This window comes from Paenibacillus shunpengii, assembly GCF_042684905.1.
Classification (GTDB): domain Bacteria; phylum Bacillota; class Bacilli; order Paenibacillales; family Paenibacillaceae; genus Paenibacillus; species Paenibacillus shunpengii.
Genome location: NZ_JBHUMJ010000002.1, coordinates 1,264,058 through 1,288,273, shown reverse-complemented (window position 1 = coordinate 1,288,273; position 24,216 = coordinate 1,264,058). Strand labels below are relative to the sequence as shown.

Sequence of the window (24,216 nt, the reverse complement as noted above, 5' to 3'; positions counted from 1 at the left end):
CACTTTTCCCCTTTTTTATTATTGCTGTCTCTCTCTTGTTTTCTTATAGGTGGGTTCGCTATAATGCATCAATTCAGCCGTGCAAAATTAACAAAGGCCAGTGATCCAGCCACTCCTTCTCAAACACTCGCTGCTTAAACAGCCCGGTATGAAGGAAATAGGGACTTTGCCTGACATTCATTTCAAACAGATCTTGAAGACCAAATGGGCTGACAATCTCCATTTCATCCTGATCATTCAGTCTGATGGCCACGGCGGTTGCGGTTTCGGGCCAGTACCTCATTGCATCCTCTACCGATTGGTATGGAGTCGTCCGATTGTTGTATTCATGCATACGGGCCTGATTCTTCACCTGCCAGTTGCGCCTGATCTGGCCGGATTCAAGCTGCTTCTCATACTGCTTGTCTACCCAATCATCCGTCTGGTCAGGGTCGTAATAGATGACGTCAATATCATGAAGGGGTGTATATTGTTTGTATTCATGGAGTACATCCCAAACACGGTTGCGGACATATCCTGCAGCGATGCAGCCCTGAGGAAGCCTTAATTCACGAACACGCTTTAGATCATCCATCACCTGAACATCCTTCATGATCTGATACAGCTGCTCTTCATAGCTTAAATTCATAATTCCCTCCTTGCTATATAAATTATAGTCCATATGTTCATAGGCATTCAATGAATAGTTTGCACTTTTTTTACATATTAGAATAGGTTCAACTCAAGTGATCTTTTGATGAGGCTGGCTGTATAAATAGATTAATTAGCGTAACTAAAAAGCAGCAGATCGTCTGCTGATAACGACCTGCTGCATACTTTATTCTGACCGCTTCTGGGCTGCAAAACGGATCAGCTGACAGCGGAATTCAGTGGGCTCATCATATTTTTGTTCAGGAATAGCTTGTGTAACTCGCTCTGTGAATAATATTTCCCAGTCTTTGTATTGATCTGCAAGTATTTCTTCAGCATGCAAGGTAGGCAGATTAAGCTCAATCAAGGGCTCTCTAGGCCTATGATCCTGAATTGTCACTTCCTCTACATTCGTGCTCATCGTGATCAGATTGATTCCTCCGAGCTTCGTGCCCTCCTTCATTCTCCGAATTACTTTGCTTAGTGCCTCCTCAGAAGACAAGTGTTCAAGACAGGAACACGCGGCGATGTAATCATATCGATTCTTTCTCATCTCATAATGTTCAATATCTGCTTGCTCAGCTGATATCATATGATCTACCTTATAATCTTTAGCATGTTCAACTAGGCTTTGAACAGCCTCCTCCAGCAGATCAACAGCAATCAGCTCACTGCTTGTTCCTTTTAGTTTTTCCGCCATGGCGATCGTATTTCTCCCCGCACCAGCTCCGAGATCCAGTATGGTCAAGTTCTGCTTCAAACGCATTAACCGCGCAAGACTATCCATGACAACCGGCATTGGACCGGCCATCCAAGTTCCCTCTTCATAAATATCATGCTCTTGATAAAATTGTTTATGGTAATTCTCTTCCATTTTACGAGCTTCTTCAAATTGTCTATCCATCGAGTAGACACCTCCGTTATCGTTCGTTGTAGGATGTATTTACTCTTTAACCCATTTACAAACTTCTAATTCAGCATGGAAAAATATCTACCATACGAAAGAATGTCCCTTTATAGCCAGCCAAAATAAACGATAGCCCAAACCACAGTAACGATCAGACCTCCGGTTACCATCATCTGACCTACGTCCCGGCGATATTCATCGTCGTGGAACAAGAGAAATGTCCCCACTAAGATAGCAATGGGCGATAATACAATCGTCAGTATGACCAGCAGAACAGCCGAATATCTATCCACATAGAATAGCTCGTCACCTGGCAGCTCGTTGATGTCCAGCGACTTCTGTTTCTTTACGGCCAGCTCACCGCAGTTCTTACATTTAAAGGCATGTTCGTCAAGTGGTTCCCCGCATCCCGCACAACTACGCTTTTGATTCATAATAACCCCCTCCCTTTAGACAGCCTCTTCTTTTTTCTCCAAATACTTGGCCAGGAAATCCCGTACGGCCTGCTTGTAACCATCCGGGTCAATAACAAATGCGGTTCCATGTGCAGCATGGGGAACGGTGAACAAATATTTGTCTCCACCACTGTGTTCATAGAGCTCATATACCATGGTGGTAGGCACGAAATCATCCTCTTCCCCATGAATATATAGAACAGGCAGCTGCGTTTTTTTTACTTGCTCCAGAGCAGATGCCTCTTTAAAGCCATAGCCTGATTTCAGCTTGGTGTATAGGCTTGTCAGCGGGATAAATGGAAAAGGAGGCAGCTTAAACATTTGCTTCAATTGATAAGTTAACTCTGCATGGACGGAGGTATATCCACAATCCGCAATGATCGCCTTTATTTGTGGAGGCAGCTTCTCTCCGCTCGCCATCAGAACGGTTGCCGCACCCATGGATATGCCGTGCAATATAACTTCACTGTCCGCACCTGTCCGCATTATAACGGTCTGCATCCAGTCGATATAGTCCAGTCGGTCATGCCATCCAAAGCTGATATAGTTACCCTCACTCGCCCCATGTCCACGATCATCCGGCATCAGCACATTATAGCCGAGTTCTTCTACATAGAATTTGGCAAAGGCAGACATGTCATAGCCTCTTCCCGTATAGCCGTGAGCCAATATAACCGTTGTGTTTGTGTTGGTTTCTGCTTCAATCCATGTGGCCCTAAGCTTCAGCCCGTCGAAGGAGGTCAGCTCAAGCTCCTCTCTTTTCTGCGAACGGATCCAGGCATAATCAGGCCCGGAAGAAACAACTTGATCACCGGCTGCCTGATCTGCATTTCCCGCCAGGAAAGCTTTTGGCGCACGTTTAACAGCCATTTTATAAAAGTGTGATACGATAACTGCCATGATAGCAATGACAACTAGAGCAACAATAACAATCCACCACATTCCAAACTCTCTCCTTATCCAAACGATCTATCTTTCTGTCATATTCACTCTATAACGACTTTCCATTTTATACAATGCCAACGCCTAAATATGAAGTATAACAAAATAAACAGCCGGACTGCCATATAGGCGTCCGGCTGTTCAGCGTGTTCCTGTTTACGGATTCACTTTGGTTACAAAGGTTTGTTTACCATCCACATATTCAAGCACCGCTGCTGATTTAACGGGATCATGAAATTCATTAAGCGTTACGGTTCCGGTAGCCAGCTGCAGATCTGTCGTTGATGCAAGTGCGTCCCTCACCTTCTCCGGCTCCGTGGAGCCGGCACGGGTAAGGGCATCGGCAAGCAGCTTCACTGTATCATAGCCGAGCGCAGCAAAGCCATCGGGCGCTTCGTCACCATTTGCTTTTTTGTAAGCATCCACAAAGGATTTAACTTCTGGCGCGGTATCTTCTGATGAATAGTGATTGGAGATATACGTATTGTTCAGCGGGTCTTCACCTGCAATTTTCACAAGCTCAGGTGAATCCCATCCATCTCCGCCTAGGAAAGGAACCGTAATGCCAATTTCCCTCGCTTGCTTCACAATCTTACCAACCTCTTCGTAGTAGCCAGGCAGGTAAATTACATCCGGGTTCTTATCCTTGATCCGAGTGAGCACAGCTTTAAAGTCTGAATCTTTCTGAGCATACGATTCTTCAGCTACAATTTCTCCGCCAGCTGCCGTAAAGGTTTCTTTAAAGGAGGCCTGTAGACCCTTGGAGTAATCACTCGTCGTATCGGTATAAATAACTGCGGTGGCTGCATTTAATTCATCCTTAGCAAATGAAGCCATCACCTGACCTTGGAATGGATCAATAAAACAAGTACGGAAGATCCAATCGTTGACTTTCCCAGTTCGTTCATCGACTGTAATCTTGGAGTTCGTTGCCGAGCTTGTTATCATCGGAATTTGCTTTTCCATAGCGATCGGCACAGCACCGAGAGTGTTAGTGGAGGTTGATGGGCCTAGTAACGCAACAACCTTATCACTGGTAATCAGCTTCTGGGCAGCTCGTGTTGATTCCTCAGGCTTAGATGCATTATCAGCCTCCACTAGCTCAAGCTGCTTGCCGAGCACTCCGCCAGCTGCATTGATCTCTTCGACAGCTAAGCGAATTCCTTTGACAGATGAATTGCCAAAGGTGGATTGTCCTCCGGTCATCTCGTAGTTGGTACCAATCTTGATTGTGCCCTCATTCTCATTCTCACTCTCAGCACGGCTACCTGATTCTCCGCCGCTGCATCCGCTTAAGAATACTGCTGAAATCAATACTGTACTGAGTAGATTAAACCACGGTTTCCGCATCGACAATACACTCCCCCGTATCGTTTATTTTCCTATCTATTTGCCAACTGGTAGAAGAGGCATCCTGGCTTATAGGTTCCCTTCTCTCAGATATGACCTCCCAGATAAGCAAGCTTGATCTCATCGGAATCAGCGAGCTCCGACGCTTCTCCTTCTATGACGACCTTCCCGGTCTCCAATACGTAAGCACGGTCCGCAATCTTGAGGGCTTGGTGAGCATTTTGCTCTACCAGCATTACGGTCGTTCCCGCTGCGTTAATCGTCTGGATCACCTTGAATATTTCTTTTACAAGAAGTGGAGCAAGTCCCATTGATGGCTCATCCAGCAGCAACAGCTTCGGTCTTGCCATAAGTGACCGTCCAATAGCCAGCATTTGCTGTTCGCCTCCGGACAAAGTGCCCGCCATCTGCTTCTTGCGTTCAGCAAGTATGGGGAAGGTAGAGTATACATTCTCGATATCAGATCGCAGCTCTTTCTGATCCCGCTGCAGAAATCCGCCTAGCTCAAGGTTCTCCTCAACCGACATATTCGCAAAAATTCTTCTTCCCTCTGGGCAATGAATCAGGCCTTTCATTGTAATGTTTCGGGGAGATTGTCCTTGAACAGCCATCCCCTGAAAATGAATGATTCCCGTTCTTGGCTTGATCAGTCCAGACAAGGTCCTGAGCAAGGTCGACTTCCCGGCACCATTCGCGCCAATCAGGGTCACAATCTCTCCTTCGCTGACATGAAGATGTATATCTTTTAGAGCATGAATGGCTCCATAATATACATTCAAACCCTCAATGTTAAGCATGGCCTTCCTCCTCAGCGTCCTGACCCAGATAAGCTTCAATGACTTGTGCAGAGGTACGTATGACTTCCGGTGTACCTTCTGCTATTCGCTCTCCCCGGTCGAGTACGTAGATTCGATCACATACATTCATGACAAGTGACATGTCATGCTCAATCAGAAGAATACTCAGTTTATAGTTGTCCTTAATCCACTTAATCAGTGTCATGAGCTCCGCTGTTTCCTGAGGATTCATCCCCGCCGCGGGTTCATCCAGCAGCAGCACCTTTGGACCTGTCGCGAGCGCTCTTGCAATTTCCAAACGCCGCTGTTTCCCATAGCTCAAATTTCCAGCAAGTTCATGTTCACGATCCTTGAGATTGAAGATTTCAAGGATTTCGTTTGCTTTTTTATTGATCTCCTTCTCGCCCTTGAAGTGCATGGGCAGTCTGAACATCGAGGACACAGCAGAATGCCTGGCATGTTGATGGAATGCCATCTTAATGTTATCCACAACACTCATTTGACCGAACAAGCGGATATTTTGAAAAGTCCGAGCCGCTCCCTTCTGATTGATCTGATAAGGCTTTAGCCCATTCAATTTCTCACCTGCCAGATGAATCTTCCCGGCAGAAGGCTCATAGACACCGGTCAGCAGATTAAACAACGTAGTTTTTCCTGCTCCATTAGGGCCAATAAGTCCAACCAACTCTCCTTCAGCCATGTACATAGATACATTGTTCAAAGCCTGCAGACCGCCAAAGGTTCTACTTACATGATTCACTTCAAGAAGAATGGGTGCCGGTGTGCTCATTCTCTGCCTTCCCTCCTCTTTTGTTTAAAAAATCAAATGAAAACTCCCTTGTTCCAAGCAGGCCCTTCGGCCGAAAAATCATCATCAGAATAAGCAAGGAAGAATATATGACCATCCGAATCTCCGGATAATCCTGAAGTAGAGTAAATAATAAAGTCAGCACAATCGCACCAATAATCGCTCCCGATGTACTGCCAAGCCCTCCCAGCACGACCATGACGAGAATTTCAAATGATTTAAGAAAGTTAAAGCTGCTCGGGTTAATTACGTAAAACATATGAGCTGACAACGACCCGGCAATTCCTGCAAAGAAGGCACCGATCACAAAAGCCATGATTTTATAGAGTGTTGTGTTGATACCCATCGCTTCTGCGGCAATTTCGTTCTCACGGATCGCTATACAGGCTCTACCATGACTCGATCTTATAAAATTGTTGATAAGAATGGTGGCAGCAAGCATGGCCGCAAATACCCATGTCCAAGTCGTTTCACTTGGAATTCCACTGAGACCTGAAGCGCCTCCTACATATTCCGTGTTAAGCAAAATAATCCGAATGATCTCTCCGAACCCAAGTGTAGCAATCGCTAAGTAATCCCCCTTCAAGCGAAGAGTCGGTATCCCAATCAATAAGCCAAATATAGCGGCCAAACAACCTCCCAGCAGCATGGCAATAAGAAACGGCATGTCAAAATCAAGCGTCATAATCGCCGACATATAAGCGCCAACCGCCATAAATCCGGCATGCCCAATTGAGAATTGGCCTGTAATTCCATTGATTAGATTTAATGACACACCTAGGATGATGTTGATACCAATCAATATGAGTGTGGATTCTGCTACGTCATTCAACACCCGAGACGATAATAAGACTTGAATTACACCGTAAATGACGAGTGAGAGAACAATTCCTAACCAGAACGAGCGTCTTTTTATGGTAAGCATGAATCCCACCTACACTTTCTCGCGGGTGTTCTTGCCGAACAGTCCGGATGGTTTGAAAATAAGAATAAGGATCAGCACAGCAAAAGCAACCCCGTCTCTCCAAGAAGAAAAACCGATAGATGAAACGTTGGTCTCAATTGTTCCAAGCAGTAAGCCTCCAACGAGGGCACCAGGAATGCTCCCAATACCTCCAAGAACTGCTGCTACAAAGGCTTTCAAGCCCGGAATAACTCCCATTAACGGATCAACGGCATTGTAGGTCATACCGAAGACGACACCACCTGCTGCCGCAAGCGCGGAACCTATTGCAAATGTTGCTGATATGGTCCGATCCACATGAATGCCCATAAGCCTAGCAGCTTCCAGATCATAGGATACTGCTCGCATGGCTTTGCCAATCTTGGTTTGATGCACAATATACTGAAGAAGTATCATTAGAATAATGGTGATAACAAAGATCATGATTTGATTCGTATCCACTTGGACGTCACCGAATAGTGTGAATTGATGTTTAGGAAGAATTTCGGGGAAACCTTGAGCTTGAGGGCCAAGGACGAGAATGCCGCTATTTTCTAGAAGGAACGATACACCAATCGCAGTGATCAGAACGGCTATACGAGAAGCATTTCGAAGAGGCTTGTATGCGAGTCTCTCAATCAGCATGCCGAGCAGAGCACTGATCCCCATGGAGAATACAAGAGAAAGAAGCAGAATAATGACAGGAGGAAGGCCTGCTGCCGCAAATAATCGGGCACTGTACAAACCGATAAATGAGCCGACCATAAAAATATCACCGTGTGCAAAGTTGATGAGCTTAATGATGCCGTATACCATTGTGTAGCCGAGTGCAATGAGAGCATAGATACTTCCAACAGATATTCCATTAATGAATTGCTGAATAAAATACTCCATCGCATGAGCACCTCTTCCTCAAGTTAGACAATATCCCATTCGCTTACAGCAAGAGCACAATGTTCAACTTTATTTTGTTAGATATAGTAACACATAGTGTTTACATATGTCACCATTAATATCTTTTTATTACATAATGAATATTTTTATGTTAATTATCGTCACACAAAAATGAGGTATTCCACTAAAGAATACCTCACCATTTGATAACAATCATGAAGAGTCGATCACAAGTGCTTCTCCATTGCTGTGCACGCTTCCAGATAAGCAGGCATCAGCCCCTCAAGCAAGCCATCTATTGAATCCAGGCAGCCTGACTTAGCTGCCTCCTCTATTGCTGCAAACAAGGTAGACAAATAATGGATACCCAGACTTAAACTGCCGGATTTCAAATCATGTGAAACTTCAATTGTACGGCTGTAATTTCTGTCCTTTACATATTGAATCAGCCGATTAATTTTGTCAGGTGTATCATTTTGATACATTTCGAGAAGTGTTGATAACAGCTCACTATCCTGATCATCCCCGAGGTCCATTAGCTCAGCCATCGTTTCTTGATTTAAAATTTGATCATCCCTGCCTGTAATCCATCGCTGTATAATCTCCTTCAGCGCATCCAGAGAGATCGGTTTAGCGATGTAATCGTCCATACCTGCCTGTAAGCACTTGTCTCTCTCGCCAGGAAACACATTGCCTGTAAGAGCGATAATCGGCGTATGACGCTTCATCTCATCACGCTCGATTTGGCGTATTTTCTCCGTTGCCTCAATCCCGCCGAGCTTCGGCATGAGGTTATCCATCAAAATAAGCGAGTACGGCTTACTTAAATATGCTGATACGGCTGCTTCTCCGTTCTCTACCGTCTCCACATTGGTAATGCCCAGCTTTTTTAGCTGCACGAGCACGACTTTGCGGTTGATTCCATTATCCTCTGCCAGAAGAATCGGATGTTGTATTTTAGATTGTTCTGCTCTATGCAGCGAATTCGTACGCCGCATACTATATGTCGCAGCCTCGCTTGCCTCTCCTGTTACCTTCTCTGATGGGAAGCTGACTTCAATCCAAAATGTTGAGCCTGCATCCTGTTCACTGATTACACCAATCTTACCGCCCATAAGCTCAACAAAGGATTTGCAAATGGACAGCCCAAGTCCTGTTCCGCCATGCTCTGACTTCTGCCCTTCTCTTGTTTGTGAGTAAGGCTTAAACAGCTTGTCCTGCTCCGCTTGGGATATGCCTATACCATTATCCGTTACCTCGATACGTAATCTCTGCTCTTGTTCCGTTTGAGACAAGACGATGATGCGGATTCGAATCAAACCATTTTTGGTGAATTTGTTCGCATTGCCCATTAGGTTCGTAAGCACTTGAGTCATCCGTGCTGTATCACCTGCAAACCGTTCGAATATAGAGCTGTCAATATCGGCAACAATCCGATTACCTTTGTCTAATGCTTTTTGGGATAATAGAAGAGTTACATGCTTAACGATGGCTCTTAGATCCATTGAAGAAGGGTTAAGCTTCATTTCGCCAGCCTCTAATTTGGATAGATCCAGCAAGTCATTGATAAGATGGAGTAGTATATGAGAAGATTCCTGAATGACCGACACAGACTGTCTCTGCTCCTCCGATAGCTCGGATAAGGAAAGCACTTCAGCCATGCCTAAAATTCCATTTAGCGGGGTTCTAAACTCGTGACTCAAAAGTGCAAGAAATTCCGTCTTTGCTTCATTTGCAAGAACGGCATCCTCTCTTGCCTCTGCTAATTTCATATTGTTCTTTGTCAGCTCACGCTGAAGTGTTACCAGCTCGTTATTCATGCTCGAAAATTCTTGGAGCAACCGCTGTTCCTGTTCCTTGCTGCGGATGATTTCTTTATTCAGATCCTCAATGAGGTGCCGCAGTCTAGTCATCTCTAAATCGTGATCAGAATTCATAATATCCCTCCTTTATACGTTCATCTTGACACGAAGGGTTCTTGTATTACTTGGCAGATATAAGCCTGTTAGCTAGAGCGATGGCTCCTTTCGCATCTTCTGCATATCCGTCTGCTCCTACTTCCTTCCACAGCATTGAAACTGTATTAAAGGGCATGCCTCCGACCAATATTTTTACTCTTGCGGTACTCGGATGATTTCGAACCTGTACAATCAGCTCTCGGACAAGATGCACATGATAGGTCATGGTTGCAGATAATGCCAAAACATCCGCTTTATATTTGACGAGTGAATCGATGAGACTGGGATTGGGTACATTTGCTCCCAAATAATAAGTATCCCATCCCTCCATTTCAAATTGATCGGTTAGCATTCGAAGACCAATCTCATGCTGCTCATTGCCAACACAAGCCGATACGATACGATGTCCTTTTGCAGAGTTTGTGAGCCAATACGGATATAGCCTTGAAATGTTTGCCTGTGTAGCGGCTGTACAAAAATGTTCTTGTGCAACTGTAATCTCACCTATTTGCCATAGCCTTCCGATCTCATACTGTGTCATTTGGAATATATAAGTGTATATATCTTTAATAGGTGTATGATCCTCAGCCATATCTTCAACAATCGCGGCAGCAGCGAGTCGATTACCGGACAACAGCTGATCCAGGTAGAGCTTGGCTTCGGTGTAATAAGGAAGCTCCTCCCTTACAAACTTCGGAGAAGGCTCTGCTAATTCCACCTCTATCATCCCAAGCTCCAAGTATTCTAGAACAAGCTCCTTGTCTGGATATTCAAAATATTCTTCAATCATTTCCTTAATTAACAAGAGATTAATTCTGATGTCTTCATCCGTAACTCGATAACCTTTAAGCAATGTTTTGAGCCAGGACACGTAATTCGTAAACAGAACAGGGCTTCTCATCATCACACTCTCAGCCAAGAAATTCAAGCTGTATAATGAATCCTGCTTCGTTCTGATCCGTCCAGATTGTCCAAACTTTTGGTCTAGCTCAGGCTGAAGCTCATACTGTCTATCGGTTATTCGCTCAGCCAGCTTATCAGCATCCTTTAATAACGCCTCACCAGCTGCATATTGCATTGAATTCACAACCCATGCAGCTCCTTCCGTGCTTCTAAACAAAATAGATTATTCTATCTGCATTATTCTATGATTCAAATGATTACTATTCTGCCCGTACCGAATATCTTCTTACAGTTGGCTTGATGTTAGCCAGCTCTTGGTCCGGATATTTCCGCTCCAAGTCATGAATGCGTTTGAAGTCGGAGCTCGTCACCCAAGCAAGATAATCCTTCTTATCCTCCCAAGTCATGTGAACGGTAAGCTCTCCCGGCTTGTTTTCGTTCTGCAGCAGCTGAAATGAGATAAATCCAGATGCCTTGTCCACGGAGCGGCTTCGGTTTTGATAGAGACCGATGACCTCCTCTACTTTATCAACTGGAACCTCGACAATCGATTGAACAATGTACAAATGAATGCACTCCTTTTACTCCTAAAATTCATGCACCTCATGATTACTCGATTGTCCCATAAGATGATTACACATGCAAGCATCGCAATAAATAGCAAAAAGGACAGACCCTATGAACAGGGTCCATCCTATTATATACTTTCGTTCACTTCTGACAGCTTACCGCTTGCTGATAAACCGAGCTTCTTGAGAAGACGAATGGCTTCTCTTTTTTCATCCTCCGAGAGTCCTTGCTCCGCACTGATAATGACTTCGTGATGTTGAGGGAATATCTGCTCGAAGAACGCAGTTCCCTCCTCGGTTAACTCCGCATAAATCACTCTTCGATCCTCCATAGAGGCTCTGCGTACAAGCAGCTTCTTATTCTGAAGCTTGTCCACCACATAAGTAATGTTGCCGCTGGACATTAAGACCTTCTCCCCAATTTTTTGAAGCGGCTGGGGGCCTTTATGATATAAGAGATCAAGAACACCAAATTCTGTCGTATTCAAGCCATGACTTTGAATATCACGGTTGGATCTTGCAGTGACTGAGTTGTATGCTCTTGCAAGCACCACAAACAGCTGAAGCGACAAATCTTTGTCATCGCTAATATTAGACATAACCTTGCCTCCAGTAACTATAATCCACATGAAGTTTGATTAACCCCATTGCTGAAATGAAGTTATCACCCCCCTGCCTATGGACTTCCTTCCTCTATATAAATCTATTTCATAGGAGATGGATTCACTTGCGTTTAATTTCTATCGTTCCATCTGCATGTGCAACAACGATTGTATCTGCCATATCTACAAATAAACCGTTGTCAACGACACCAGGAATCATGTTAAGCTTCTGATTCAATGCCTCTGCATCAGAGATGCGGCCCAGCTTGCAATCGGCAATGTAATTTCCGTTGTCTGTCTTGTATTTCTCCGAACCGTTCATTCGCCATGCAGGATGGCAGCCCATTTGATCCAGTGCATGGTAAGTCCATTCACAAGCAAATGGAACGATCTCTACAGGCAGTGGGAATTTCCCGAGTGTATGTACTACTTTGCTCTCGTCAACGACAATCACGAGACGCCTGCTGTTCATTGCAACAATCTTCTCACGCAATAGCGCACCTCCGCCGCCTTTGATCAGGTTAAGACGACCATCAACTTCATCTGCTCCATCAATAGTAATATCCAGCCTTCCGATTTCGGAGAACGGGACGAGCGGAATTCCAAGCTCTCTTGCCTGATCCTCTGATGCTTGGGAAGTAGCTACCGTTTCAATTTGCAGCCCTTCATTCTTTACCCGCTCACCAAGGCGTTGAATTGCCCAATAAGCCGTTGAGCCTGTGCCTAGTCCAACCTTCATTCCGTCTTTAACATACTCTACTGCTCTCTCTGCAGCTAAACGTTTTAAATCCACCTTGAGTTCAACTCCCAATCTTGTTCGCATTTATATACTATTGTAACCGATTCATGTCACGTATGGAATATATGTTCTTACGTTTCCGTTTCTATAAGTTTTGAGATTTGACATTTTGAATTATTATACAGGAATAACTCGGTTTGTTCCATCTGCTTACCCGATTATCGTCTTTATCTTATATAAATTCGGACAATTCCTATAATGGCGAGATGCAGAGGATAGAAGCTTGTCCATAACCATCTTGGAACGGAAGATCTGAATGAAGCCCCCCTGTAAATGGCGAAGGCGATAAATAAGGTAGATATCGTGCTCCATATCTGAATTTGGGACTGCACCATATCTATAATATTCAAGAACAGATGTGCGAACACCATCACGAAGCCTTCCGTGTACCTATAGATCAGCACGAGTAACAAACCATAGATTCCGTAATCCATCGTCGATATTTCCATAAGGAATCCAGCAGCAATAACAATGAAGACGGCTGCAATTTCATTCTTCACTTTATCCAGCGCTTGTAATACAAGAAGCGAAGCCAGTAAGGTCCACACGACATTTAATGTGGATTGGTTGAATGCAGCCATAAACGGAATCTGTGATACAACTGCAATGATAAACAACCGGATGGTATAGCGCTTCACATTACGTGTATGTTTGTAACCAAGAAATATGGAAAATGCATATACGGGAAAAGCAATCCTTCCTATAATACGCAGAATGCTGTGTTCTGGAAAAAACACAGCTCCTATATGATCGATCAGCATCGTGATCATAGCTATCCAGTGCACTTATCTGCCCCCTTTATGTACACAAAAAAATAGATTCCCCCTGAAGATTAAATATGTGTTACCTCTATAGGCTAGACTCCTGTCAGCTCAATGAATAACTGAAGCAAAGTCGTCTTAGAAACTCTCCCTATGACTTCATGTTCCCCTGCTTCTCTCGACTCTCCTTCACCTCGTATGACGGGGAGACAATTGACCTGATAGCGGATCAGCATCTGGGCAGCGAGAAAAGCCGGATCACTCGGTGTTAGTGCAACGGTTTGCGCTCGTCTCGTCATCGTAAGGCTGACCGGAATGGATTTTAAATCTGCGTGCCCGAGTGTTACTTTGAGCAGATCCTTTCGAGATACAATGCCTACAAAATCAAGGTTTTCATTCTCTACAAACAAAGTTCCTGTATTCTCCTGAAATAACAGGGCAACTGCGTCATATGCAGATCGATGCTCCTGAATCAGGATCGGCGGTGTCAGTACATCGTTAATGGTCAGTCTGGATACCTGTTCATTCATCTGACTGAGCTCACTCACTGCCGTTCCAATAGTATATCCAACCTTAGGCTTCGCATCGAGCAACCCCAGCATCACGAGTATAGACAAGTCGGACCTGATGGTAGGACGACTTAAACCGAGCTGCTCTGCAATATGGTCACCTGTAATCGGAGCGTAACGTGCGACCAGATCAATAATTTCCTGTTGTCTGCTCGATAATTCCATCAGCGCACCTCCTCTGATTCCTTCATAATCACCTTCTTAAATATATCATTTCTTTGTCATGCTGACATATAAAGGATTCGTTATAGTTAGAAGATCAAATTACCCATTGACAGATATTATCACATTTAATAATATTAGCATGACAAGTAAAATGACTAAAACGGTTTACATTGAAAGGAGTTCTGTTCCATTGAACACATCCCTGTCTGATCGCTCCATCGGCTTCATGCTCGGTGTTATTCATAGACGTGCAGTTAGTGTAATGACCCACCGTCTCAAAGCCTATGACATCACAACAGAGCAGTGGTCTGTGCTGCTGCAAATTTATATGAACGAAGGCCTCAATCAACGCGAAATTGCCGTAAAAGCCTATAAAGATCAGCCCACTACCACAAGAATACTGGATATGCTGGAGAAGAAGAATCTGATTATCCGCAAGCCAAGCCAAAAGGACCGCCGTGCCTTCGAGCTGTTTCTCACAGAACTAGGCAGAGATCTCTCCGGCACGTTAGTGCCATTAGAGAACAAATTTAATGAAGAAATTGCTCAGATTATCCCTGAGGAAGATATGGATGTTTTCTGGAAGGTTCTATCCGAGATGGGATCGTATCTTGATACGCTTCTAGAGAAGGAATCTCAAACGAAGTAATACTAGCTATAACGCAGCATCTCACACACAGAAGGAGTTTAACAAAACAAATGCAGCATGAACAAACGAAATTGTGGACGAAGGAATTCGTTATTTTAACCCTGTGTAATTTTCTGCTGTTTCTACAGCTACATATGATTGTTTCTACCCTGCCAGCCTATGTGCAGGGGGAATACAGTGCCAATTCATTCCAAGTCAGCTTGTTTACTACCCTATTTGCCCTTAGCGCCATTATTGCGAGACTCTTCGCTGCCAAGCAGTTAGAAAAAGGGAAACGCAACCTCATGATCTACTTTGGTATTCTCGTTGCCCTGCTGGCTACTCTAGGCTATCACTTTGCTGCGATCATGGGTACTCTGCTCGTATTGCGCATGGTATTCGGCGTTGGCTTCGGCATGACCAGTACCGCCTTCCCTACGATGGCCTCAGATATTATTCCTGTAAAACGGATGGGAGAGGGAATGGGTTACTTCGGTCTGTCTACGAGTCTCGCGATGTCCATAGGGCCCATTGTCGGCTTGTCACTGCTTAACTCTTACGGTTTTGGAGTGCTTACCTGGTCCACTGCAATCATTATTGTTGTCATTGTCCCGCTTAGTTATATGCTTACCTCCAAAAAAGTTCAGAAGCCGCAGCCGGTGAGCAATCCATTCGCAGTACCTGAGAAAAAAGGCTTCAACTCTGCACTTGTCATTCCATCTATACTTAACGGACTCATGGCCGTATCCTATGGAGGCTTGGTCGGCTTCATTGCGATCTTCGGTGCAGAGCAAGGGATAGCTAATCCGGCACTCTTCTTTTTATTTAACGCCATAGCAATCTTGTTGATTCGACCGATTGCAGGCCGTATTTATGATTCAAAAGGACATGGTGCTCTCATTATTCCTGGCTCTATACTCATTATTGTTGGACTCGTTATATTATCATTTACTAGCTCTACGCTCAGTCTATTCTTCGCCGCTTTTTTGTTTGGGTTAGGTTATGGCTCGCTTCAGCCGACCTTCCAGACGTGGATGATTCAAGTGGTACACCCTTCTCAGCGCGGCTTGGCCAATGGCATGTTTTTGAATACACTGGATTTCGGAATTGCCATCGGAGCGCTCCTGCTTGGCATCATCGCCTCTGTTACCAGCTATGCGGATATGTATCGGTACTCCTCACTATTTATAGCGCTGATGCTGGTCATCTACGTCATTTACGCGCGTCTGGCCAAACAGCGCGCAGCTGTACAAGAAGGATAATACGACGAAACCGCCTGCATTTATAAACTAATGCAGGCGGTTTTTTTAGTTAGACTTTTCTTTTCACTCTGACCATGCTTTTTCCGCCTAAACGGTAATGTACATTTTTGGAATTTTTGCTATTTCCATTCGTACCGCTATTATCCTCTGAGGGCCTGATGGCAAACAAGGTAAGCAGAATACCTGCGGCGCCCACAGCGGCAAGCGTCATAAAAAGAATAAAATGCGATGTATTGAGCAGAATCGAGATGACGGGTGGACCTAACGATACCCCGATAAACCGCATGCTGCTGAACAATGCCGTGATCGTTCCTCTCTGCTCCTCCTCGATCCCTTCGGTAATCAGCGCATCCAAGCAGGGAAGCGCGGCCCCTATGCCGATTCCACCGGCAGTAAATACACCAATGACATAATATATCTGACTTGAGAAGCCCATGACAACAAGCGATGCAGTCATTAGGATAAGTCCAAAGCAGCCGATCCATTTCATGCGCTTTTTATGCTTACCAATCATCTTCCCGCTCCAATAAGAAGACAGGCACAGAGCGGCTAGCGGAATTGCCAGGATAAAGCCTTTGGTTACTCCATGGATATCGTATCGGGATTCAAGCACCTCGGACAGATAAAACAGCACCCCAAATATAACAAACATACAAATACAGCCTACAGCAAAAATGGCATAAAGCCAGCGCCCCTTCTCAGCGAGAATGTCTTTTAAAGATCCGATAAACTCCCGGAAAGAAGGCGCTTCCTTTTTGGTGCCCGGACTTTTTACCAAGAAGATGACAAGGAGCACTGAGATTAGGCATAGAACGGGAATCATCAAAAATGGTGCATACCACAGCCATACCCCAAGAGCTGCACCAATGATAGGACTTAGCACTTTCCCTAATGTATTAGACGTTTCAATAATACCCAGGCTCTTGCTTACCTGCTCTTCATCCTCGAACATGTCTCCGACCAGCGGTATCACAATGGGAAAAGCTCCGGCAGCTCCGACGCCCTGTAATAGCCTGCCGCCAAGGATGACCCAATACGCTGCACCATTTGTCAGCCACCAGGCAGCACCAGCCGATACAGCCCCTCCGAGAGCAGCGATGATAAGGCTCGGAATAATGACCGCCTTACGGCCAAACCGATCCGACAAATACCCTGCAATGGGAATTAATATAATGGCCACAACTGCATAGACGGTGATAAGCATACTAACCATAAAGGTCGACACTTTAAGCTCTCTCGAAATTTGCGGCAGGATCGGGATTAATGCTGAATTACCCAAAGTCATAATTAGAGGAATGGATGAAAGTGCTGCCAGATCGAGCTTCTTGTTTTCCATTGGATATTTACCCACCTTTATTAAGTTGGAAAATGCAATAAGTGCTTACCAAGAAGCACAGCATTATGTGAGGTTTATCTAATCGCGACTATGTTAATGTGGCTGTTTCATGATTAAACTATACGTGCTTTTAACCAGGAGCTACTGAAAAGGAAGTGTATTGGCGGGGCTTTTGAAAGTGAAAAAAAGACGGTGCCAGTGGCACCGCCGTATTTTTGTCAACTGATTAAAGTGTAATTGTAAGCTTGCCAGTAAATGCGTCAGGAGTCACGACAACACCATGCTCTCCGTTTGCAGCCGATCCGCCTTGTACAGCAGATACTTCCTGGATACCGCGAAGAACGAGTGTCCAGGCTTTGCCTGTTCCCTCTGTCGTTACTTCAATACGGTCTCCAGAACGAACGGCCTTCACATTCAGCTCTTGTTCAGAACGCGTGCTTACCACATTCGCTTCCGCCTGGTTCCCTTCACCAAGCTCAAACAAATGCAAGGACACATTCTCAGCATAGTCGTACTCGATTACATCATTTACTGCACCCACTGCAATCAGGCTGTTCGGCTTGATCATCATCGGCAATGTGCGGAAGCTGTGATTCTCGCGTACGAAACGTCCACCTTGAATCTTCTCTCCTGTAAGGAAGTTGGTCCAGGTTCCTTCAGGCAGATAGTAAGTGACATCGCCCTCTTTATTAAAGATCGGCGCAACCAGAACCGAGTCACCAAACATATATTGAGTATCCAGGCTGTAGGTTGTAGGATCCTCTGGGAACTCAAGCATCATGGCACGCATCATCGGAATGCCTCGTGCAGACGATTCTTGTGCAGAATTGTACAGATAAGGCATCAGGCTGATCTTAAGCTTCGTGAAGTCGCGTACGACATCCACGGACTCTTCGTCAAAGAGCCAAGGCACACGATAGGATGTGCTGCCGTGCAGACGGCTATGGGAGGACAGAAGTCCAAATTGGACCCAGCGCTTGTACACATCTGGTGTCGCCGTGTTCTCGAAGCCGCTGATGTCATGGCTCCAGAAGCCGAAGCCGGACAATCCAAGTGACAAGCCGCCACGAAGTGATTCGGCCATGGATTCATAAGTTGATGAGCAATCACCGCCCCAGTGTACAGGGAACTGTTGACCGCCTGCTGTCGCAGAACGAGCGAATAATGCAGCTTCATTCTTGCCGAGCTTCTCTTCCAGCAGCTCGAATACAGCTTTGTTATACAGCTGAGTATAGTAGTTGTGCATCTTGACCGGATCAGAACCATCAAAGTAAACGACATCTGTCGGAATTCTCTCACCGAAGTCTGTCTTGAAGGAGTCTACCCCTTGATCAAGCAGCACTTCCAGCTTGCTCTTATACCATTTAACGGCATCTGGATTCGTGAAATCAACAAGAGCCATGCCAGCTTGCCACATATCCCATTGCCATACGCTTCCGTCCGCTGTTTTAACCAAATATCCGTTCTCCATACCTTCATCAAACAAATAGGATTTTTCCGCGATATATGGATTAATCCAAGCACAGATTTTAAGTCCTTTATCTTTGAGACGCTTAATCATGCCTTCCGGATCCGGGAACATCTCCTCATCCCATACGAAATCAGACCATTGATATTCCTTCATCCAGAAGCAGTCAAAGTGGAATACGGAGAGAGGTAAGTCACGCTCAGCCATACCGTCCACAAAGTGATTTACCGTTCCTTCATCATAATCTGTTGTAAAGGAAGTCGTCAGCCACAGACCAAATGTCCATGCTGGTGGAAGTGCAGGCTTACCTGTCAATTTCGTATAGTTGTCAAGCACATCCTTCGGATTGTCACCGCCGATGATGAAGTATTCCAAAGTCTCTCCCTCAACACTGAATTGAACCTTGGATACGTTCTCGGACGCAATCTCATAAGATACACGTTCAGGATGGTTTACAAACACACCATAGCCTTTGTTGGATAGATAGAATGGAATGTTCTTGTAGGATTGCTCACTGCTTGTACCGCCATCTTCATTCCATGTCTCAACGATTTGACCATTCTTAACGAATGGAGTAAAGCGCTCTCCAAGACCATAAATGTATTCACCAACGCCCAGATCCAGCTGCTCACGGAAGTAAGCTTCCTTGTTCGGCCCAGTAATATACCCTGCTTGTCTATGACCACTTCCTGTGATTCGCTTGCCGCCGTAGAGGAAGCTGATGTCCCAGCCGTTTGTTTTATCAATCTGAACTTCCAGATTACCGCTCTTCAATACAGCGCCTTGCTCGTTTTTCGAGATTTCAACATTAGTATCCTGATTTAACAGCTCGAACTCAGGACCTTTTTTCACTCTGCCCTTATGGTGGTTCAGTGTTACACGGATTACGTTAGGCATTGGGGAACTGTAAGTTGCTTTCAGCAAGGTACCGTTCAGAGTGTCACCCTTGGTGCGAATATATTTAGTAGCCGCATGAACGGTTAGAGAATTATCTTTTTGAACAATATCACGAATATCAGTTGGGTTTTGAATATGATACCCTTCACGAGTCATCCAGAATCCATCAGTAAATTTCATGTTTTCTTTCCCCCTTCGGTTATACTATAATAATATTGATATTTTATTTGATTTTCTTACGTTATTTTGATGAATAGTATCAATATTTTGATATAATTTCATCTAACTTGTCACTTTATATTAACATAACGCGCCTATTATGGAAGCGATTTCAATTAGTAAGGTTTTTTTCTCCTATTATATAGAAGAAGAATGCACAAGGAGCTTGGTAAAATGAATAAAGAATTGTTGAGAGAGAATCGCGTACATGGCAACCCTATGTTCCCCGTTAGTGTCTATCCGTCAGTAGACCAGCTCAATGGAGACAGCATTCTTGATTGCCATTGGCATGACGAGATGGAGCTGATTCTTATTGAGAGCGGTTCTGCTGTCTTCCATATTGATATGAATATTTACGAAGCACAAGCAGGGGATGCCATCTTCGTAGGCAGCGGGGAAATTCATGCCGGATATTTGCAGGGAGAGGAGCGCTGTGTCTTCTCAGCCATCGTATTCGATCCAGCATGGTTATCCAGCGCCTCGTTTGATTCTCTGCAGGAGAAAATGATGGACCCCATATTGAAGAGGAAATTGCTCCCTCCCCGCCATATTTCACGTCATACGGATTGGGGCAAATCGGTCCTTGAACATATCGATCAGATTCTGCTTGAGCATGAGCTAATGAAGCCGACGATAGAAATTTCGACCAAGGCACACTTGTATCTGATTCTTGCAGAAATGTTCGCTTATATGCAGCAGGCAGCAGATTTAGGAAGCAACATTGCCGCAGGCAGTCCAGATAAGATTGAACGTCTGAAGACGGCACTCGGCTATATCCACGATCATTATAGTGAGCCCATTAAACTGAAGGACTTGTCTGCACACATTAATATGAGTGAGGGACACTTCTGCCGCTTCTTTAAACAAATGGTCCAGAAGAGCCCGATCGATTACATTAATCATTACCGGATCCAAAGAGCATGCAAGCTGCTGGAAAATACAAACTATAAAGTAGTAGATATTGCGATGGAAGTTGGTTATGACAATCTAAGCTACTTTATTACTCTGTTCAAAAAACAAAAGAAGATGACGCCTTCCCAATATCGCAAGCAATTCTTTGAACAAATTTTTTTGGAGCCGGTCTCCGTATCCTAGAAATAACAGTACAAGGGTGACTTGGTGAGAACACTTTGCTCTTACCAGATCACCCTTGTTTATGATTAACGACTCGCTAGTTTAGACCAGTTTCCATAATCGTGCACCGAAATTCCGATGTAAGAATCATGCTCGCTTGCCATCTGCTCAAACTCTTGCATTTCTTGACGCATGTACTCGCAGCCTTCTTCATAGAACGTAATAAAATTCCCCTCACTACTTCGATTCGTCTCAACAGCGATAGATACTTTCTTACCGAGCTCGGACGCTTCCTTCAGTTCGCTGGCTGCTGCATTGTATATGGCACTTGCTGTATCCCGATATGCCATAACTGCAACTGCATCGAACTGGCGAATCATCCAGCTGCTAATCTTCATGTCCCCGCCAGGCACGGTATAATTATCAAGCCAAAAAGGAATATCGGCTGTGATCTTCATTTCCATTCGCTTCGCTTCATTCGTTAGATAGGTTACATTCGACTGCCACTGAGCAACAACACTGTCACGATCTGATTTCCATTCTGCTAGCACATGGGGCTCAATATCCACATGTATTCCCGAGAACCGCTCGTTCTCTTCAGCTCCATTCTGATATGCTTCTATCCACTCTACAAAGCTCATTAATCCTTCACGCCCTGATAACAGGCCCCAGGAAGCTCTTCCGTCCAAGATTTGAACCTCAATACCTTCCGCAGTAGCCTTGCTGATAAAATCTTTATAATACGGTACAGCCACATCTCTGTTTATTTGCAAATAGATAGCGTTGATTCCCTGTGCTTCTGCAAAATCCAGTATCTTGTCGGGCTCACTTTTTATCTGGGTTGTATCCCATAGCCATGTTCCTGTTTGTTTACTGGAGTAGGCTGTAGCTTCTACATCTACTGCTCCCCCTGTCATTGATCCTGCCATAATGACTGCAGCCAGCAGTACCGCTGCCACTCTCCCTGTCTTCTTCCACATCTCTTATGTACACTCCTTCGATTTTAGGAACGATGTCTTATGTCCTGCTCGTTCTCTATTAATAAATCGGCAACCGGCTGTCATCATAAGTCATTAGACTTACCTTAGACCCATGGCTTTGCGTCTTTGCTTTTCAGCAAATTTGCCTCCAATTCGCATACAATAACGTCCATTTGTCTCATTACCCAATTACCTTAGCCTTACATTTCGACAAATTTAGAAGGACGAAAGTATTACTTTATTATTTTCGGAGAAATACGAAAGCATTTTATAGGACTTTATACTCATTTAATGATTTCGAACTATTTTTCCTTCACTCAAACGAAAAAATAGGTAAGCAGACAGATGCCTGCTTACCTATTTCAGATCATAACTATATTTAAGACTTATCCATTATTGTTCAAACAATGGAACGAGCTCAATTCCATTTGCAGAGATACGAACAAGTCCCTTGTCGGATAGCCGCAGCTCAGGTATAACCACCAGGGCCAATAAGGACAAAGTCATGAACGCATTGTTCAAGCAGCATCCAGAGGCCTTTAGTGCCTGGCTGATGGCTTCAGATTGTGAAGCTACGATCTCAAAAGGCTCCGGGGACATTAAACCTGCAATCGACAGCGGAAATTCTGTCATCCCCTCATTTGTTACCACCGCGACCCCGCCTTGCATATTCACTACCTGGTTAGCCGCTTCGGCCATCAGATGGTCATCTGTTCCGATCACCATCAGATTATGGCTGTCATGAGCGACCGTCATGGCAATCGCGGCAGGCCGGTTAAAGCCAACTCCACTAACAAGAGCTACTGCCTTGTTGCCTGTTCTATGATGTCGTTCAATAACAGCGATTTTGCATACATCCTGATCTTGACTAAGAATTACTTGGCCTGATTCTGCTCGGACGGTCTTGAACACTTCCTTCGTCTCAACATGATTTTCTGTCACCTGTATAATGCGGGCTTTAAGCTCACCCTCATGAACAGGTGTTTTAATTACGAAATGATCCGCTTGGATATCAGCCTCCAACTGAACCGTCCCCAGTGCATCTTGAGGATACTGATACTTATCCCAAGAAGCCGCCATTTTCCCTTCCCTCGCAACCACTTGGCCTGCGGCAATGGTCGTGTGCACATTCACATCAGCAAGTCTTCCATCCAGTAGAATGATATCGGCGATCGAGCCCGGTGTAATTGAACCCACATCTCTCTGAACGCCGAACCGCTCAGCCGTATTGATCGTCGCCATTTGAAAAGCCGTTACCGGCTTAACTCCCTGGGAGATAGCCAGACGCACAACGTAATTCATATGCCCTTCATTCAGCAGGGATTCTGAGCTCCGATCATCCGTCACGAGCATCATCCGTCTTGTATCAAGCCCGAGCTCGGTTGACGCCTTAATCGTTTCTGCTACATCATGCCAGGCAGAACCTTGCCGCATTTTGGCGTACATGCCCAGACGTATTCTTTCCTGTACATCCTCTTTGGTTACACATTCATGATCTCCGGTCACACCTGCCGCTGCATATACAGGAAGTCTCCAATCATCTGCCGCCCAGGTAAAATGACCATCCACCGCTTTACCCGCGCGCAGTGTGGCTTCTATTTCTCCGATCATCTTCTCCTCGCCATATACAACACCCGGAAAGTTCATCACTTCCCCTAAGCCAATCATGTCATTACCCCAGCTCAATGCTTCAGCAACCTCTTCAGCACCAATATAGGCTCCCGTCGTTTCGAGCTCAGGGCTTGTAGATGGCACACAGGAAGGTGCCTGCATGTATGCTGCGAGAGGCGTCGTTCTTGCCTCTTCGAGCATATATTTAAGTCCGTTCAGACCCAGCACGTTAGAAATTTCATGCGCATCGAAGAATCCGCCCGTTGTTCCTAACGGAAGCACGGCTCTTGCAAATTCGGCTACAGTTAATTGTGTGCTCTCAATATGACAATGACCATCCAGCAGTCCTGGTGCAATATACTGCCCGCTGGCGTCAATAACTTCTGTGTCCGGTCCAATGGTATGGGAAGCATCCTTGCCTACGTATGCAATGCGAGAGCCCTGTACAGCAACAGACATGCCCTGCAATATTTCGCCTGACACAACGTTGACCAAACACCCATTTTGAATCACAAGAGAAGCCTTTAAATCCCCTCGAGCCGTAGCCACCAGTTCTTTCACGCAATCAGCCAAAGCCGGTCTTGCAAATTGTTTTATCCTCATTTGAACTTCCCCCATTCACCGTAAAAAAAGTAGATTGTTTATGATTATAGTAGTCTACAGGTTACATGTAAACATAATTGACTTAA

23 protein-coding genes and 1 riboswitch are annotated in these 24,216 nt (G+C 44.9%); of the genes, 3 read left to right on the top strand and 20 right to left on the bottom strand.

The genetic code is table 11. From position 1 onward, the window contains the following. Nucleotides 1–73: 73 nt before the first annotated feature. The 16 genes from ACFSVM_RS06110 to ACFSVM_RS06035 all read right to left on the bottom strand — a co-directional run bounded on the left by ACFSVM_RS06110 (nt 74) and on the right by ACFSVM_RS06035 (nt 14,052). A complete protein-coding gene (locus ACFSVM_RS06110) occupies nt 74–628 on the bottom strand; it encodes a nucleotidyltransferase family protein (protein ID WP_143757661.1) in 555 nt (184 codons plus the stop codon). Nucleotides 629–817: 189 nt separating this feature from the next. After that, the gene (locus ACFSVM_RS06105) at nt 818–1,534 is read right to left on the bottom strand and encodes a class I SAM-dependent methyltransferase (protein ID WP_076311277.1); all 717 of its coding nucleotides are present in this window, start codon (nt 1,532–1,534) and stop codon (nt 818–820) included. A 110-nt stretch (nt 1,535–1,644) separates the two neighbouring features. Continuing rightward, nucleotides 1,645–1,971 (bottom strand): hypothetical protein, encoded by a 327-nt coding sequence (locus tag ACFSVM_RS06100; protein ID WP_076311278.1) that lies wholly within the window; start codon nt 1,969–1,971, stop codon nt 1,645–1,647. Nucleotides 1,972–1,986: 15 nt separating this feature from the next. Further along, nucleotides 1,987–2,934: an alpha/beta hydrolase gene (locus ACFSVM_RS06095; RefSeq protein WP_076311279.1), complete on the bottom strand. Its 948-nt coding sequence runs from the start codon at nt 2,932–2,934 to the stop codon at nt 1,987–1,989. A 156-nt stretch (nt 2,935–3,090) separates the two neighbouring features. Further along, nucleotides 3,091–4,284: an ABC transporter substrate-binding protein gene (locus tag ACFSVM_RS06090; RefSeq protein WP_076311280.1), complete on the bottom strand. Its 1,194-nt coding sequence runs from the start codon at nt 4,282–4,284 to the stop codon at nt 3,091–3,093. A gap of 86 nt (nt 4,285–4,370) precedes the next feature. Further along, nucleotides 4,371–5,081, bottom strand: coding sequence for an ABC transporter ATP-binding protein (locus ACFSVM_RS06085; protein ID WP_076311281.1), 711 nt, complete (start codon nt 5,079–5,081; stop codon nt 4,371–4,373). Then, a complete protein-coding gene (locus tag ACFSVM_RS06080; RefSeq protein WP_076311282.1) occupies nt 5,074–5,871 on the bottom strand; it encodes an ABC transporter ATP-binding protein in 798 nt (265 codons plus the stop codon). Before ACFSVM_RS06080 ends, ACFSVM_RS06085 begins: the two co-directional genes overlap by 8 nt. After that, the gene (locus tag ACFSVM_RS06075) at nt 5,843–6,814 is read right to left on the bottom strand and encodes a branched-chain amino acid ABC transporter permease (RefSeq protein WP_076311283.1); all 972 of its coding nucleotides are present in this window, start codon (nt 6,812–6,814) and stop codon (nt 5,843–5,845) included. Before ACFSVM_RS06075 ends, ACFSVM_RS06080 begins: the two co-directional genes overlap by 29 nt. 9 nt (nt 6,815–6,823) lie before the next feature. Continuing rightward, nucleotides 6,824–7,726, bottom strand: coding sequence for a branched-chain amino acid ABC transporter permease (locus ACFSVM_RS06070; RefSeq protein ID WP_076311284.1), 903 nt, complete (start codon nt 7,724–7,726; stop codon nt 6,824–6,826). Between the two features lie 227 nt (nt 7,727–7,953). Continuing rightward, nucleotides 7,954–9,663 (bottom strand): hybrid sensor histidine kinase/response regulator, encoded by a 1,710-nt coding sequence (locus ACFSVM_RS06065; protein WP_076311285.1) that lies wholly within the window; start codon nt 9,661–9,663, stop codon nt 7,954–7,956. 46 nt (nt 9,664–9,709) lie between these two features. Next, nucleotides 9,710–10,762 carry a cobalamin B12-binding domain-containing protein gene (locus ACFSVM_RS06060; RefSeq protein ID WP_379262892.1) on the bottom strand — a complete coding sequence of 351 codons (1,053 nt, stop codon included), beginning with the start codon at nt 10,760–10,762 and terminating at the stop codon, nt 9,710–9,712. An 85-nt stretch (nt 10,763–10,847) separates the two neighbouring features. Further along, nucleotides 10,848–11,153 carry an antibiotic biosynthesis monooxygenase family protein gene (locus ACFSVM_RS06055; protein WP_090723035.1) on the bottom strand — a complete coding sequence of 102 codons (306 nt, stop codon included), beginning with the start codon at nt 11,151–11,153 and terminating at the stop codon, nt 10,848–10,850. Nucleotides 11,154–11,284: 131 nt separating this feature from the next. Further along, nucleotides 11,285–11,755: a MarR family winged helix-turn-helix transcriptional regulator gene (locus tag ACFSVM_RS06050; protein ID WP_076311287.1), complete on the bottom strand. Its 471-nt coding sequence runs from the start codon at nt 11,753–11,755 to the stop codon at nt 11,285–11,287. A gap of 124 nt (nt 11,756–11,879) precedes the next feature. After that, nucleotides 11,880–12,551, bottom strand: a complete 672-nt coding sequence (rpiA, locus tag ACFSVM_RS06045) for a ribose-5-phosphate isomerase RpiA (protein ID WP_076311288.1) — start codon at nt 12,549–12,551, stop codon at nt 11,880–11,882. 173 nt (nt 12,552–12,724) lie between these two features. Continuing rightward, a complete protein-coding gene (locus tag ACFSVM_RS06040; protein ID WP_379260896.1) occupies nt 12,725–13,342 on the bottom strand; it encodes a TraX family protein in 618 nt (205 codons plus the stop codon). 71 nt (nt 13,343–13,413) lie between these two features. Beyond that, nucleotides 13,414–14,052: a helix-turn-helix transcriptional regulator gene (locus ACFSVM_RS06035; protein ID WP_256209550.1), complete on the bottom strand. Its 639-nt coding sequence runs from the start codon at nt 14,050–14,052 to the stop codon at nt 13,414–13,416. Between the two features lie 190 nt (nt 14,053–14,242). Between ACFSVM_RS06035 and ACFSVM_RS06030 the strand changes: the two genes are divergently transcribed. Both ACFSVM_RS06030 and ACFSVM_RS06025 read left to right on the top strand, forming a co-directional pair. After that, entirely contained in the window at nt 14,243–14,701 is a 459-nt protein-coding gene (locus ACFSVM_RS06030) for a MarR family winged helix-turn-helix transcriptional regulator (RefSeq protein ID WP_379260893.1), read from the top strand. A 50-nt stretch (nt 14,702–14,751) separates the two neighbouring features. Next, entirely contained in the window at nt 14,752–15,942 is a 1,191-nt protein-coding gene (locus tag ACFSVM_RS06025; RefSeq protein ID WP_076311291.1) for an MFS transporter, read from the top strand. 49 nt (nt 15,943–15,991) lie between these two features. Here the strand turns inward: ACFSVM_RS06025 and ACFSVM_RS06020 are convergent, their stop codons facing one another. Then, the gene (locus ACFSVM_RS06020) at nt 15,992–17,278 is read right to left on the bottom strand and encodes an MFS transporter (protein ID WP_379260891.1); all 1,287 of its coding nucleotides are present in this window, start codon (nt 17,276–17,278) and stop codon (nt 15,992–15,994) included. 226 nt (nt 17,279–17,504) lie between these two features. Next, nucleotides 17,505–19,823, bottom strand: coding sequence for an alpha-xylosidase (yicI, locus tag ACFSVM_RS06015; protein ID WP_076311293.1), 2,319 nt, complete (start codon nt 19,821–19,823; stop codon nt 17,505–17,507). A gap of 213 nt (nt 19,824–20,036) precedes the next feature. On the opposite strand from yicI, the gene ACFSVM_RS06010 reads away from it, so the two are divergent. After that, the gene (locus ACFSVM_RS06010; RefSeq protein ID WP_076311294.1) at nt 20,037–20,957 is read left to right on the top strand and encodes a helix-turn-helix transcriptional regulator; all 921 of its coding nucleotides are present in this window, start codon (nt 20,037–20,039) and stop codon (nt 20,955–20,957) included. Nucleotides 20,958–21,022: 65 nt separating this feature from the next. On the opposite strand, the gene ACFSVM_RS06005 is transcribed toward ACFSVM_RS06010, so the two are convergent. Together ACFSVM_RS06005 and ade are read right to left on the bottom strand one after the other, a co-directional pair. Continuing rightward, complete coding sequence (locus ACFSVM_RS06005) at nt 21,023–21,916, bottom strand: hypothetical protein (RefSeq protein WP_076311295.1); 894 nt, start codon at nt 21,914–21,916, stop codon at nt 21,023–21,025. Between the two features lie 65 nt (nt 21,917–21,981). Next, nucleotides 21,982–22,073: riboswitch (cyclic di-GMP riboswitch) on the bottom strand. 236 nt (nt 22,074–22,309) lie between these two features. After that, the gene (ade, locus tag ACFSVM_RS06000) at nt 22,310–24,130 is read right to left on the bottom strand and encodes an adenine deaminase (RefSeq protein ID WP_379260888.1); all 1,821 of its coding nucleotides are present in this window, start codon (nt 24,128–24,130) and stop codon (nt 22,310–22,312) included. Nucleotides 24,131–24,216: the final 86 nt, after the last annotated feature.